This is a genomic window from Aureispira anguillae, assembly GCF_026000115.1.
GTDB classification, from domain to species: Bacteria; Bacteroidota; Bacteroidia; order Chitinophagales; family Saprospiraceae; genus Aureispira; species Aureispira anguillae.
This window is the reverse complement of record NZ_AP026867.1, coordinates 2095617-2109401: the sequence shown is the minus strand read 5'-3', so window position 1 is coordinate 2109401 and position 13785 is coordinate 2095617. Positions and strand designations below refer to the sequence as shown.

Here is a 13785-nt window from a genome sequence, read left to right as displayed (position 1 = left end):
TAATTAAAATTTGGGGTACGTTCTGCTAGATCGTTCCATCCTTTGTAAAAAAATCAACAATCGACTGCTTTTTTAGCAACTCATTGGTATACTGATCAATTTCTTTGTTTGACAAATCGGGAGATTTTATTTGCATAGAACGCAAAGTCTGATCTTTTTGGGGAGCAATTAAAATGGTCTTTCCATCCTTCAAATCAAACAAACGCATATTAACAATTGCATAAGAATGTCGATCAGCAGTAATAAAAGCAGTGTAGTCAATTTTGGTCTTTTGAGTTTTAAAAAATCCTTCACAAATGTAATCGGGATGATTTCGGGAAATAACATCTCCTTTATGGTGACTATACTCAACAGTATCTACAAAATCGGTCAACACTACAATATGGAAAAAAATTTCATTCTCCTTATCTTGTACAAAGGCTGCATTAATTGGGCTTTTTTTGCTCAAAAAACTATTGTACAAAATGGTTTTATCTCCAATTTTTTTTTCATACCCTTCTCCCCCCAAACAACCATGATTGCCTAATCCTTTAAAACTCCCTTTTCCCATTAAGTCATAATTAGGAACAGGAAAAACACCATTGGTTATGGGAAGATTAGCCCCCAGTCCTAATGCTGTATATTGTTGATCCTGTTTCAGCAAGGTTAGATCCCATTTGGTAGAATCTTCTCTGTTTGCCAAATGTGCTTCTTTCTTTTCTTTAGACCAAAATCCTGTGGTAGAAATTTGCTTTTTAGGTTGCTCATCAGAACAACTTATTAATAAAAGAAACGCCATAAATAAGCTTAATGTCTTTTTCATCCAATTCTACTGTTTTGCTTCCAAATTAAACCAATTAATTTTTTTTACTCCACTTTCTTAACTGACTCAAGATGGCCCGCATATCTTTGGGAACCTCACAGTTAATATCAATTGGTTCGTTTGTAACAGGGTGCAACAATTTTAAAGAATGTGCATGCAAAGGAACCCTACTCAGTAAGGGTCTTTCGTCCGTGTTTTTCTTTAAGTTAAAGCGTTTACGTTTTATTTCTGATAAATATAATTCTGATTTGTTAGCGTACAAAGCATCTACCGCTAAGGGGTGTCCAAGGTGCTTAAAATGAATTCTAATCTGGTGCGTTCTTCCTGTTAAAATCGTTGCTTCAACCAATGAAAACTGCCCAAATGCTTCTATCACTTGATATTCTGTAACAGAAGGTTTCCCCCGCTTTATATCTACATGCATTCCACCTTCTTTGTTCGGTGACAAACCAACATCTATAATTCCTTCCTTCTCAAAAGGTACTCCCTGCACAATTGCGTAATAACGTTTGACGGGTTCTCTAGCTTCAAACTGTAAACTTAGCAAACGGTGTGCCTCTTTGGTTTTGGCAAAACAAATCAAGCCACTTGTTCCTTTATCCAATCGATGAACAATATAAATCTCCCCATATACTGCTTGAAGTTTGTGGTATAAATTAGGAATGTCCGCTCTATATCGATCGGGAATGGTTAACAAACCACTCCTCTTATTAACGATTAATAGATGTTCATCTTCTAATAATACCGTATAATCCTTTTTTGCCATTTTTTCAATTCTTATTTTTTGCAAATAGTTTGTGCTATATTTAGTTAATCATTGCTGCCATAAATATTCAACTTAGTTTGCATTAAAAACTAAGCTGTCTTATATTGCGTGGGAAAGTTACAAAATAATAAGAATCATTCAAAGATTTTATGAATCACCTTAAAACTCGGTATCAAACAAATTTAGCCTTATTGACTGATTTGTATCAATTAACAATGGCTTATGGCTATTGGAAATCAAATCGCATAGAAGATGAAGCTATATTTCACCTATTCTATAGAAAAAATCCATTTCAAGGAGACTATGCCATAGCATGCGGCCTTCAAGATGTTATTGATTTTTTATCGACCTTTCAGTTTTCTCCTTCTGATATTGCCTATTTAAGGAGCCTTAAAGATTCCAATGACGATTTACTTTTTGAAGAAGATTTTTTAGTTTATTTGGCTGAAATGAAATTTTCGTGTACCGTTGATGCCATTGAAGAAGGAACTGTTGTTTTTCCACAAGAACCAATTCTGCGAATAAAAGGTCCTCTAATTCAAGCACAACTTTTAGAAACCATTTTGTTAAACTGTATCAACTTTCAAACGCTCATTGCGACTAAAGCCGCAAGAATTGTTCAAGCAGCAGAAAATGATACGGTCTTAGAATTTGGATTGAGGCGAGCACAGGGAATAGACGGAAGCTTGTCTGCCAGTCGTGCTGCTTATATTGGGGGCTGTCACGCCACTAGCAATGTATTGGCAGGCAAAATATATGGCATTCCTGTCAAGGGTACGCACGGACATAGTTGGGTAATGAGTTTTGACGATGAGATTGAGGCTTTTGAAGCCTATGCCAAAGCAATGCCCAACAATTGTATCTTTTTAGTGGACACCTATGATACTATAAAAGGAGTCAAGAAGGCAATTCGAGTTGGTAAAAAACTAAGAAAAAAGGGGCATTCTTTCTTGGGCATTCGCTTGGACAGTGGCGACTTGAGTGCCTTAAGTATTCAAGCTCGTCAATTATTGGATAAAGCAGGGTTTGAAGATGCCATTATTCTTGCCAGTGATAGCTTAGATGAGTATCAACTTAAAACCTTAAAAAACAAGGATGCTCAGATTACAGCTTGGGGAGTTGGTACAAACTTAGTTACCGCAAAAGATCAACCTGCATTGGGAGCGGTCTACAAACTTGCAGCCATCAAAAAAAAGAACGCTCCTTGGCAGTATAAAATTAAGCTATCCAATACACCCAACAAGGTCTCTACCCCTGGTCTTTTACAAGTTCGACGTTATTTACTTAGCGATGGTCAGCCTTTTGGGGACATGATTTGGAATACAGAGGATAAGGAACCAATTCCTAGAATCCAAAGTTTTGATGGTAGAGCGATTGTCACCAACAACCGAGCTTACAAAGAATTATTGGTTCCCATTTTTCAAGCTGGTGAACTGGTCTACCAAGCGCCCAATATTCACCAAATTAGAAAACGAGGAAAAGAAGAAATAGATTTATTCAAAAAAGTAGATTTTAAGTTATATCCAATTGGATTAGAAGAACAATTAAATGCCCTAAAATTAGCGTTGATACAACAACATATCTAAATTTATTACAGTGCCTCCCTCTATCCGATGATTTTTGTAAAAATTAAAATGGGAGCAGCTTTTATCTATTTTTAGATCGTTTTGCTCTTAGATCCCAATTACAACTTAATTGGGATCTAAGCGTGAAACGATCTAACGGCTAAAATAGGGCTAGAGAAAGCCCATTTAGTTAAATTTAAAAAACCATTGCGTAGAGTAACAGTGTATTTAACTCTATGCAAATAAAAATAAAATAATGACCGATTATAACACAAATTATAAACCACTAGTTACTGTTGACTGTGTAGTCTTTGGGCTAGATCAAAGCTCAGAAGTTCGTGTTTTGCTCATCAAACGAGCTTATGCTCCCTACCAAGGTTCATGGGCCTTACCTGGGGGGTTTATCAAAGAAAATGAAACATTAGATGCCGCTGCTAGACGTGAGTTAGAAGAAGAAACAGGCGTTCGAGATATTTTTATAGAACAACTTTATACCTTTAGCGATCTCCATCGAGATCCTAGGGGGCAGGTTATTAGTGTAGCATATTTTGCCCTTGTCAATCTAGAAGAACACCCTCCCTTTGCGGCTACAGATGCCCAAGAAGCCCAATGGTTCAAACTGTCAGAACTTCCTGACTTAGCATTTGATCATGCCCAAATTCTAGAAGTTGCCACCAAACGTTTGGATGCAAAAGTTCGCTATCAGCCGATTGGGTTTGAATTATTGCCCGACAAATTTACCCTTAGTGAATTGCAAAAATTGTATGAAACCATCTTGGGTCGCCAACTCAACCGTCGAAACTTTAGATCCAAAATTCTAAAAATGAATATTCTGGAGCAATTAGAACGCCAAAAAGATGTTCCCCATCGCCCTGCTTTTTTGTACAAATTTAATAAAGAAAAATATGAAGAGTTAAGCAAAAATGGGTTTGAATTTGCTATATCTCCTCCCAAAGAACGCAATTCTTAAAAAATCATTGATGAATGACATCAAAACACTAGTGTTTTGATGTTTTATCTCCTTTTAAAGTATTTAAAACTGCTAACTAAACTATTCTAATTGGCATTCTCCATGAAAAATATACTTACTTATTGCCTTATCCTTTTATCTTCTTTATTGCAAGCTCAAGACACCCATTATTGGACCAATCAATTTGGTGCTCGTGCCTCTTTGCTTGGAGGGGCTGTTATTGCTGGTTTAGATGATAATAGTTCTGTATATTATAATCCTGCTAATTTGGCTTTTATCAAACAAAGCACCGTTTCGCTCAATACCTCTGTTTATAAATACACCGATATGTATATTGGGAATGGAGCAGGCACTCAAATAGATTTAACGTCCCAAAGGATTAGTTTGTATCAACAAATGATTTCTGGTTTGTTAACCAAAAACCCTGAAAAAAGATGGCGACTGGGGTTTAATATTCTCACTCGGCAGCACGTTAACATAGATATGACCCAACGCCATGAAGCCCTCTATGAAATCAATCCTAACCAAGCTGGTAAAGAGCATTATATCGGCAGTATAGAGTTGCGAAATAATTTAAATGAAACGTGGGGCTGTTTAGGCCTTGGTTACAAAATTAATGCTCACTTTTCTGTGGGCTTGACAGCCATTGTCACCTATCGCTCCCAAAAACACACCTTTGCCTATACCGCTCGATCCATTAGTATAGACTCTACTACTCATACAGGCAATTATATTCCACTTGATATAGCAACCAATTCTTTTTATGTACACACCCGTACCAATTTAGTTGGAGGGCTTCTGAAAGCAGGCTTTCATGCTCGTTTTGGCAAGTGGCGTTTTGGCTTAAATATTTCTTCTCCATCCATTACTATTTGGGGAGAATCTCGTGTTCAACGAGAGGTCAACCAAACCAATTTGCCAGGCAACATAGATAAAGTGCAAACGGGAGAACAAACTCAGCTAAAATCTCAATACAAATATCCTTTTAGCATTGGTTTAGGAGCTGCTTTTTTATACAAAACAGGTTTATTTAGTTTTTCCGCAGAATATTTTTCTAGCATTAAGCAATACAAAATGATCGAATCCGATCCTAACCAGCCTACTTTTCCTGCTTTTCTTAGCAAACCTGGCTTAGATTTATTTACGGTTTATTTAGGAGCAAATCAAGTATTGAATGGTGCCATTGGTTGGGAACAACAATTGGTCAAAAAAATAAAACTGCATTTAGGTGTTCGTAGTGACTTTAGCTATGCCAGACGCTCTGACCGAATCCGAGCAGGAGATTTAACCATTATTAGTGCCCCAATTGATTTGTGGCATTTTGCGGCTGGCATCTCTTGGCGCAGAAAAGCTAGCCTAATGAGCATTGGAGTTAATTATACTTATGGACATCGAGACAAAGGCTTTAGCCAATTAATCAATTTTACGGACCCACTCATCCAGTCTCCTCTCTTTTTGGTGGGGCAAAGAGATGATAGTGCTTTTATTAATTATCATGCTGCTACGCTACTTATTGGTTATACCTATTATTTTGCTTTAAAATAATTTTTATCTTTGTGGCATAAGCATCAGTAATTACGCAGTAACTTATTTGTAGACACTAAGCGATTAAAAGCGGATAATCCATAGCGTATATTTTAAAATGCGTATGTTTACTTTTTCAACTTTGTAATTACAACTTGTATGTGTGGTTCACAAATTGCAAATACATTTTTCATTACTCCGCTATAAAATCGTATTAATTTGATAATCAATAAGATAATTTTCTAACAATCAGAATACTAAAATACTGATCATCAAATTGATACATGAACGCAGCGAACTGAGCCCTGCGAGCTCATAAGCGTTAGCGTACTAACTCTTCTTTTTTATGTTTTTTATTAACTATTTCATGAGTATAACGAACTAAAACATTGAAGCAGCAGCAGAGAGTATTATTTTTATGGCGTTACGAATTATTTACCCAACTATTTAGATGAATTCTATTACCAATTTATTAAAAGCATATAGTAACAATCAGAAAGCACAAGATGCTATTCGATTGATTGAACATACTTCTAGTTCTGTTTTTCTGACGGGAAAAGCAGGAACAGGCAAATCAACCCTTCTTAATGTACTCACAAAGAGTCTTACCAAAAAACATATCGTATTAGCTCCTACAGAATTAGCAGCATTGCAAGTTGGTGGAGAAAATATTCATTCCTTTTTTGGTTTTGAATGGAGAGCTTATTTGCCCGACGACAAAGGCATTCCTCCTTTGCCTCCCACAACCATTCAATTGTTAGATGAAATCGAGCTCATTATTATTGATGAAATCTCAATGGTGCGCTGTGATCTAATGAATGCAATAGATTTAGCATTGCGAGCCAATTTAAGGTCTAATTTGCCGTTTGGAGGAAAACAATTGATGATGATTGGAGATTTGTACCAATTGCCTCCAATTATTGACGAACGAGACAAAGAAGCGGTTAGCTTGTTGCGTACCAATTATACCTCTCGTTACTTTTTTAGTGCCAAGGCTTTTGAAGGAGATTTTAAATATCAAATTGTAGAACTATCCAAAGTCTATCGCCAGCGAGATAAAAAATTCATTAGTTTATTGAATGCCATTCGTGTCAATCAATTGGATCGCAACCATTTAGAATTACTGAATGAACGTTTTGGTGTCAAGGGCGGTTTATCGACCAATTTTAAAATCACCTTAGCATCAACCAATGCGGTTATTAAACAACTTAACGAAGAAAATTTAGCCGCTATTGACGCTCCTTTGGTTACCTTCCATGCTGATGAGGCTGGTAATTTTGCCAATGTGGGCAGCGCTTATCCTACCGATAAAGAATTGAGCATAAAAGTTGGTGCTCAAGTAATGTTTGTAAAAGATGATGAGGAAGGGCGTTGGACCAATGGTACCATTGGTCGAGTTGCCGAAATTTTTGAAGACCAAGTTTTGGTAGAGATAAAGGTCGCAAAGACAATGGAGGTGGTTGCCGTCAAGCAATACACTTGGCACAAATATATTTATGAGTGGAATCATGAAACCGAAACCGTAGAACACAAGACCGTCGGATCTTTTACTCAACTGCCCATCAAGTTAGCTTGGGGGATTACCATTCACAAAAGCCAAGGACAAACCTTTGACCACGTTATTATCAACCTTGGCAGAAAGGCCTTTGCCACAGGGCAAACCTATGTTGCCCTAAGTCGTTGTACCTCGTTCAAAGGGATTACACTCAAACGACCAATCCATCCAGAGGATATTTTTGTAGATAAGCGAATTACTCGTTTTTTGGAAGCCCAAAAGCAGTATCGAGCAGACAAAAATAGCTATATGACCATGTTGGAACACACCGAGCGCTCGATTCAACAACAGCATCTTATTATTAGTTCTTTGGAAGCGACAGCGGTGGGACAACAACGGGAAACGAAAAAATTGGTACAAACTTTGGTTGATCAATCCAAAAAAATAGACTGGCTTTCAACCGATTTGGAAGCAGCCAAAAATAACTTAAAAGAAAACGAAACAAAATTGGGACAGGCGCTCTCTGATCTAGCAGAGCATGAACAAGAACTAGCCAATGCGGTTGGGTCAAAAGGAATTTACCAAATTGCACTTGTTGTTCTTGCCATCATTTGTCTATATCTTTTATTTTCATAATTTTTTAATGCTGGTACTCTTTGTTTTTAACAAAAAAACATACAATGCTAATAATTAAACTATTACACTTTTTTCAACGGAGTACTATTTAATCTCAAAAGGAAAAAATTCTCATTACTATAAAATTAAAATACACCAATGGCAGGTTCATCCAAAAAGGCAATTTATGGAGCTATTATAGCCAATACAGCAATTGCTGTCAGTAAATTTATTGCTGCATTTTTTACAGGTTCCTCTTCTATGTTATCGGAAGGCATTCACTCCTTAGTCGATACAGGAAATGGGGCTTTGCTCCTAATGGGCATCAAAAAAAGCCAAAAGCCAGCTGACGAGCAACATCCCTATGGCTATGGAAACGAAATTTATTTTTGGTCTTTTATTGTGGCCGTTCTTATTTTCGCTTTGGGTGGTGGCATTGCTTTATATGAAGGAATTGAAGCAGTTTTGCACCCTCCTCACGAGGTAGATCGGGAGCATATTAAGTGGAATTATGCGGTTTTGATTTTTGCGATGATTTTTGAAGGTTCTGCGTTGCGAGTTGCTCTCAATCAATTTAACGCAAACCGTGGTGATAAATCCTTTTTTCAAGAATTAGTAGACATCAAGGATACTTCCACTGCGGCTATCGTAATTGAAGATTCAGCGGCATTGATTGGTCTAGTGATTGCTTTGCTTTCTGTATTTTTGGCAGATATGACTGGCAATGTTTATTTTGATGGCTTGGGCTCTATTCTAATCGGCGTTTTATTAATTAGTGTCTCTCTATTCTTTGCCGTAGAATGTAAAGATTTATTGATTGGCGAAGGTTTGATGCAATCAGATTTAGACAAGATTACAGGCATTCTAGACGAAGACAAAAACGTTGACCGTTACAAACGCCCACTTAGTTTATATTTTGGTCCAAATGAAGTTTTGGTCAATCTTGATGTGAATTTTAAAGATGAATTAACTTCAGATGATATTGAATTGGCAATAGATCGGATCGAATCTAAAATCAAAGCTGCCATTCCTGCGGTGAATCGCATCTTTATTGAGGCAGAAACCATCAAAACTGTAGCAAAGGCAGAATAGTTGCTTTTCTATGGGCTAATTTGATAATTTGAAGATGCTACACTATAAAAGCATCTTCAAATTATCAAATTAAACAATAGGACATTAATAGCCTTGTTCTTCCACTGCATACCGAATGGTTTCGTAAACCATTTGGGGCTTTTGAGGACGCCAATTGATGTTAAAATGATAGCCAAAATTAATATAGTTGTGGATGCCATATTCTTCCATTTCCTCAATGATATGATCCCTCAAGCCCACAATGCAAACCCAACCATCCTCATCGGCTATATCATCGTACCATTCTTCATAATAACAATCGTCTGAGGCATGAAAATTTAACACATTTTCTGCAATCAAAACAAATTTGGAAATGCCGTGCTCTTGTAAGCGATCAATAACCCCTTGTTTTAAGAGCATAATATCATTGTGCAAACAATCGTTCCACTCTCCTATTAGCTCCAAAATAGCATAGTTATCTGCATAATTAACATAGAGAATTTTAACATAGAGTGTTTCGGAACCAAAATCATCCCACTGAGGATGTATGTAATAATTATAAATTTTGGTAGAAAATTCAAATTCACTATATACCTGTCCATAAAAAGGCGATTTGGGATCTTCTGAGGCTATATATTCTAAACGCCACCTATAATGGGGTTCTAATGTATGCATGATGGATGTTACTACTTAAGGATATAAAAAATCTTGTAAGAATAAATAGGAACAACAAGTATTCTACTTTTGTTCTAAAAGAAGTTGTTTAAAAATGATCTTAACACCTGCGATCCAACCATAGCAGCCATCGGATCAGCAGCTATTTTTAGCCCCGTAGCTGCTTCGCAGTTCACAACACACAAAGTCTATCAGACTTTGTGTTAGTTCATAGCTACGAAACAAAAAACGAGCTTTCGAGCTGGCTTAATGTTAGTACATTAATGGACTAAGCTAATAACTACTAGCTTTGATCTCGAACTCTTATCATGAACATCGTGAATAAAATCAACAACATTCTTAAACAACTTCAAAAAATGAATTGTACACAAAAAAGATATTATGCCTTTAGGCTCCTTTGTTAAAATGCATAAAAATAGTAATTTTACGTCTTGAGTGCATACAACACTTCTTTAAATTGTTTAAAAATAACCTAAATGCTGTGGGCGAACTAGACCTTTCTCTCCCGCTCATAAGCATAGTGAATTAATTTTCAACTATTTTTAAACGAGTTACTCATTCATTCTATTGAAAGCATACTAAAACGACTTATCTATTATGGATAGAAACGAAGTACAAGGAATTAATGTTCATTCACTAAAAGAAATGATGGACAATGGTGATGATTTTGTAATCATTGACGTAAGAGAACCAGATGAAACCGAGATTGCTTCTATTGGCGGAGAAAATATTCCTTTGGGTTTGATCGATAAAAATACGGACAAAATCCCAAGAGATAAACCTGTTATCATACTCTGTAAAAGTGGTAAACGCAGTTATATGGCGGTATTATTTTTACAACAAGAATACGAATACGAAAACCTTTATACTCTAAATGGTGGTATTACAGCTTATGCTAGAGATATAGATTCCAGTATTACAGTCTATTAATCATTTTAGTTACGAATTACGAATCAATTCGTGATTCGTAATTTGTAATCTATAAGCAAGCATGATAAAACGTATAGAAATAGCCCTTTCTCCCAAAGATGCCCAATCCAAACAGGCCATTGAGCATTTGGTAAAGCAAAAATTAACGCTCCAAATTAATGAGCAGCTAACCGACATCATTCCTGTTCGGCGATCTATTGATGCCCGAAGCAGGATTCCAGTCATTCGTTTGTTGGTCGATGTTTATATTAATGAAGCCTACCTACCCAAACCTAAGATTGTCCCTCAATACCCTGCTGTCCACCAAGCAAAAAAAGTAATTATTGTGGGAGCTGGTCCCGCTGGGTATTTCGCAGCGCTTCAACTGATAGAATTGGGGCTTCAACCTATTATTTTTGACCGAGGCAAAGATGTTCGAGAACGTCGCCGAGACCTCAAAGCCATCCAACAAGAGGGTCTTGTCAATCCCGATTCTAATTATTGTTTTGGAGAAGGAGGTGCAGGTACTTATTCCGATGGTAAATTATATACTCGCTCCAAAAAACGAGGGAAAATAGAAAAAGTGCTTCGCCTATTGGTAGAACACGGTGCTACTTCTGATATTTTGGTAGACGCTCATCCGCACATTGGTTCCAATAAATTGCCTAAAGTGGTTGCTAATATTCGTGAAACAATTCTAAAGCACGGTGGGCAAATCCATTTTAATAGTACGGTTACGGATTTTATTGTTGAGCAAAAAAATAGTGGTGAACGGCAGCTCACTGGCGTTGTGGTCAATCACAAAAAGGAATATTTTGCTGCTGCAACGATTCTAGCAACGGGGCATTCTGCACGAGATATTTATACCCTGCTTTATAGCAAAAAGATTCGATTGGAAGCCAAACCGTTTGCTTTGGGGGTTCGGATTGAACATCCGCAAGCGTTGATTGATAAAATTCAATACCGCCAGCCTAAACGAGATCAACACCTACCCGCTGCTAGTTACAGCGTTGTTTGTCAGGTTCAAAAACGAGGTGTTTTTTCTTTTTGTATGTGCCCTGGTGGTTTAATTGTTCCTGCCGCAACAGCTCCTAATGAGCTGGTAGTAAATGGGATGTCGCTCTCTCGAAGAGATTCTCCCTTCTCTAATTCAGGCTTAGTGGTAGCTATTGAGTTAGAGGATTTAACCGCTTACAATTCTAAAAAATTCCAAGGAATTCAAGATCCGCTCTTTAATGGTTTAAAATTTCAGCAAGAAGTAGAACAAACGATGTTTAAGGCTGGAGATGGCAGCCAAAAAGCTCCTGCACAGCGAGTCATCGACTTTACAAAAGGCAAACTGTCAACTAACTTGCCTGCCACCTCTTATATTCCAGGAATTTATAGCGCCAGAATGGATCAACTGCTCCCCAATTGGGTTGCCAAGCGCCTGCAAAAGGCATTGCCAGAATTCAACAAAAAGAAAAAAGGATACTTTACAAACGAAGCGCAAATTATTGGGACAGAAAGCCGTACTAGTTCTCCAATTCGCATCCCTAGAAATAGCGAAACCTTGATGCATCCTGATGTTACTGGGCTTTATCCCTGTGGCGAAGGTGCAGGTTATGCAGGAGGTATTGTTTCGGCTGCCATGGATGGCGAAAATGTAGCCAAAATGATTGCTAACTTTTTAAGCTAACTTTATAGCACAATCCGTTGTAAGTCTAATCTTTGTAGGGCTAGACTTGCAACGGCTCTTAGCATTCAAAGAATAAAAATTTATTATTCCTATGCAAAAAGTGCATATATTCTTACGTAAAAATCTTATCTTCGGCATTTACCCTCTGAATGAAAAACATGTCTAACAAAATAACAGAGCATAAAGCTTTTGATAAAGTAGATTACTCTGATGCAAATCTAAAAAATCAAAAATTCGATACCTGTACCTTTAGTCATTGTAATTTTAACGCTTGTGATTTATCGGGCGTTACTTTTATGGACTGCACCTTTGATAACTGCGACTTTAGCTTAGTCAGAAACAAAGATACGGCACTAAAAGGAGTCCAATTTATAGAGTGCAAACTGGTTGGTTTTAATTTTAACGACTGCAATGACTTTTTGTTTTCGGTTGATTTTAAAGGGTGCAATCTGAGTTATGCTTCCTTTTTTGATTTAAAGCTTCCCAAAACACAATTTAAAAATTGCAACCTAGAAAAAGTTGAATTTGCTTCTGCGGATATTAACGAAGCCGTTTTTGATAATTGTGATTTCACCAATGCTATTTTCGACTTTACCAATCTTGAAAAAGCCGATTTCTATACTTCTTTCAATTATTCCATTGATCCTGACAACAATAAAGTTGGTAAGGCAAGATTTTCTAAAGATGGTGTGGTAGGATTACTTAGAAAATATAATATTATCATTGAATAGTATTTTACCATGGAGTATGTAATCAAGCAGGTAGAAATTGACTATTGTACCATTGAATGGAAAAATGCAAGTTGGCGCTATAAAATTGTTTCATTACCAAACCAATCAATTTTTAGAGCTGATCTATGGATTTATGATGAATACGATGACTACTTAGCTGTCTGGAAAAATTATAAGGCTTCTCCAACATTCGATACCGCAGAGGCAGCTGAAGCTTACGCAGTAAAAACTTGGGTAAAAAGTACGATTTAAACCCCAAATGCGCTCCTCTAAAAAATCACCTGCCTAGCCTTATTTATAATTGATGAAACGCCTGGCTCTGACGCTATTCGATCGATTATTCCCATCTAAAAATAAGGCTTGGTACACAGTCTGTAGCGAATTTAAAGAACACTGCACTAGTTTTATTCTCAAAAGGCGTATTGGACGATCTTGGTATGCTGAAATTTAAAACCAATAATTCGCTATCGTTCTAAAAATCTAGGTAAAGGACTGTTTTTTTTTGTAATTTCAAAATAAGTATGGTCTTAACATAAGTATTCTACAATGAACGAAGTTGACAAAATAGCTTTTATTGAAACCCAAAATGGGCAAATTTTAAGCACTAGGTCTAAAGGAAAAACTAAGTATTATATTCCTGGTGGAAAACGAGAGCTTGGAGAAACCGATGAACAAACTCTTGTAAGGGAAATAGCTGAAGAACTGGATGTAAAAATTAAACCTGATTCTATTGAGTACGTCGGAACCTTCAAGGCACAATCGGATGGAGCTAAAAAAGGTGTTTTAGTTAAAATGACTTGTTACAAAGCAAAGTTTGAAGGTGACTTAAAACCCCAAAGTGAAATTGAAGAAATAAAATGGCTGAATTATAAGGACTTAGACATTATATCAGAGGTAGACAAAAAAATATTCCGATTTCTTAAAGAAAAGGGAGATTTAGAATAGAAAACACGATTTTAAAGAATCTGATATAAAATAACCCAA

Annotated in this window: 13 protein-coding genes; 10 read left to right on the top strand and 3 right to left on the bottom strand. The window is 36.7% G+C overall.

The genetic code is table 11. From position 1 onward, the window contains the following. Positions 1–25: 25 nt before the first annotated feature. Positions 26–802, bottom strand: a complete 777-nt coding sequence (locus tag AsAng_RS08210; protein WP_264792285.1) for a hypothetical protein — start codon at positions 800–802, stop codon at positions 26–28. Positions 803–836: 34 nt separating this feature from the next. Then, positions 837–1568: an RluA family pseudouridine synthase gene (locus AsAng_RS08205; protein WP_264792284.1), complete on the bottom strand. Its 732-nt coding sequence runs from the start codon at positions 1566–1568 to the stop codon at positions 837–839. Between the two features lie 149 nt (positions 1569–1717). Here AsAng_RS08205 and AsAng_RS08200 point away from each other — a divergent pair, with 149 nt between their 5' ends. The 5 genes from AsAng_RS08200 to AsAng_RS08180 all read left to right on the top strand — a co-directional run bounded on the left by AsAng_RS08200 (position 1718) and on the right by AsAng_RS08180 (position 8829). Further along, positions 1718–3154, top strand: coding sequence for a nicotinate phosphoribosyltransferase (locus AsAng_RS08200; RefSeq protein ID WP_264792283.1), 1437 nt, complete (start codon positions 1718–1720; stop codon positions 3152–3154). 235 nt (positions 3155–3389) lie between these two features. Next, positions 3390–4103 carry an NUDIX hydrolase gene (locus AsAng_RS08195; RefSeq protein WP_264792282.1) on the top strand — a complete coding sequence of 238 codons (714 nt, stop codon included), beginning with the start codon at positions 3390–3392 and terminating at the stop codon, positions 4101–4103. A 102-nt stretch (positions 4104–4205) separates the two neighbouring features. After that, positions 4206–5648: a PorV/PorQ family protein gene (locus tag AsAng_RS08190; RefSeq protein ID WP_264792281.1), complete on the top strand. Its 1443-nt coding sequence runs from the start codon at positions 4206–4208 to the stop codon at positions 5646–5648. Positions 5649–6078: 430 nt separating this feature from the next. Next, positions 6079–7758: an AAA family ATPase gene (locus tag AsAng_RS08185; protein ID WP_264792280.1), complete on the top strand. Its 1680-nt coding sequence runs from the start codon at positions 6079–6081 to the stop codon at positions 7756–7758. A 138-nt stretch (positions 7759–7896) separates the two neighbouring features. Beyond that, positions 7897–8829 (top strand): cation diffusion facilitator family transporter, encoded by a 933-nt coding sequence (locus AsAng_RS08180; RefSeq protein ID WP_264792279.1) that lies wholly within the window; start codon positions 7897–7899, stop codon positions 8827–8829. A gap of 84 nt (positions 8830–8913) precedes the next feature. Here AsAng_RS08180 and AsAng_RS08175 read toward each other — a convergent pair whose 3' ends face one another. Next, on the bottom strand, positions 8914–9483 hold the full coding sequence (locus AsAng_RS08175) for a hypothetical protein (protein ID WP_264792278.1): 570 nt from the start codon (positions 9481–9483) through the stop codon (positions 8914–8916). A gap of 597 nt (positions 9484–10080) precedes the next feature. Between AsAng_RS08175 and AsAng_RS08170 the strand changes: the two genes are divergently transcribed. From AsAng_RS08170 to AsAng_RS08150, 5 genes are all read left to right on the top strand, one after another. After that, the gene (locus tag AsAng_RS08170) at positions 10081–10413 is read left to right on the top strand and encodes a rhodanese-like domain-containing protein (protein ID WP_264792277.1); all 333 of its coding nucleotides are present in this window, start codon (positions 10081–10083) and stop codon (positions 10411–10413) included. A gap of 61 nt (positions 10414–10474) precedes the next feature. Continuing rightward, positions 10475–12070, top strand: coding sequence for an NAD(P)/FAD-dependent oxidoreductase (locus AsAng_RS08165; RefSeq protein WP_264792276.1), 1596 nt, complete (start codon positions 10475–10477; stop codon positions 12068–12070). A 158-nt stretch (positions 12071–12228) separates the two neighbouring features. Next, positions 12229–12801, top strand: a complete 573-nt coding sequence (locus tag AsAng_RS08160) for a pentapeptide repeat-containing protein (RefSeq protein ID WP_264792275.1) — start codon at positions 12229–12231, stop codon at positions 12799–12801. Between the two features lie 9 nt (positions 12802–12810). Continuing rightward, positions 12811–13053: a hypothetical protein gene (locus AsAng_RS08155; RefSeq protein ID WP_264792274.1), complete on the top strand. Its 243-nt coding sequence runs from the start codon at positions 12811–12813 to the stop codon at positions 13051–13053. Between the two features lie 294 nt (positions 13054–13347). Further along, on the top strand, positions 13348–13746 hold the full coding sequence (locus AsAng_RS08150; protein WP_264792273.1) for an NUDIX hydrolase: 399 nt from the start codon (positions 13348–13350) through the stop codon (positions 13744–13746). The last annotated feature ends 39 nt before the right edge of the window (positions 13747–13785 follow it).

Excerpts from the sequence above, each read along its gene's own strand:
- AsAng_RS08210 (WP_264792285.1), bottom strand. The coding sequence starts at position 802 with ATGAAAAAGACATTAAGCTTATTTATGGCGTTTCTTTTATTAATAAGT.
- AsAng_RS08205 (WP_264792284.1), bottom strand. The coding sequence starts at position 1,568 with ATGGCAAAAAAGGATTATACGGTATTATTAGAAGATGAACATCTATTA.
- AsAng_RS08200 (WP_264792283.1), top strand. The coding sequence starts at position 1,718 with ATGAATCACCTTAAAACTCGGTATCAAACAAATTTAGCCTTATTGACT.
- AsAng_RS08195 (WP_264792282.1), top strand. The coding sequence starts at position 3,390 with ATGACCGATTATAACACAAATTATAAACCACTAGTTACTGTTGACTGT.
- AsAng_RS08190 (WP_264792281.1), top strand. The coding sequence starts at position 4,206 with ATGAAAAATATACTTACTTATTGCCTTATCCTTTTATCTTCTTTATTG.
- AsAng_RS08185 (WP_264792280.1), top strand. The coding sequence starts at position 6,079 with ATGAATTCTATTACCAATTTATTAAAAGCATATAGTAACAATCAGAAA.
- AsAng_RS08180 (WP_264792279.1), top strand. The coding sequence starts at position 7,897 with ATGGCAGGTTCATCCAAAAAGGCAATTTATGGAGCTATTATAGCCAAT.
- AsAng_RS08175 (WP_264792278.1), bottom strand. The coding sequence starts at position 9,483 with ATGCATACATTAGAACCCCATTATAGGTGGCGTTTAGAATATATAGCC.
- AsAng_RS08170 (WP_264792277.1), top strand. The coding sequence starts at position 10,081 with ATGGATAGAAACGAAGTACAAGGAATTAATGTTCATTCACTAAAAGAA.
- AsAng_RS08165 (WP_264792276.1), top strand. The coding sequence starts at position 10,475 with ATGATAAAACGTATAGAAATAGCCCTTTCTCCCAAAGATGCCCAATCC.
- AsAng_RS08160 (WP_264792275.1), top strand. The coding sequence starts at position 12,229 with ATGTCTAACAAAATAACAGAGCATAAAGCTTTTGATAAAGTAGATTAC.
- AsAng_RS08155 (WP_264792274.1), top strand. The coding sequence starts at position 12,811 with ATGGAGTATGTAATCAAGCAGGTAGAAATTGACTATTGTACCATTGAA.
- AsAng_RS08150 (WP_264792273.1), top strand. The coding sequence starts at position 13,348 with ATGAACGAAGTTGACAAAATAGCTTTTATTGAAACCCAAAATGGGCAA.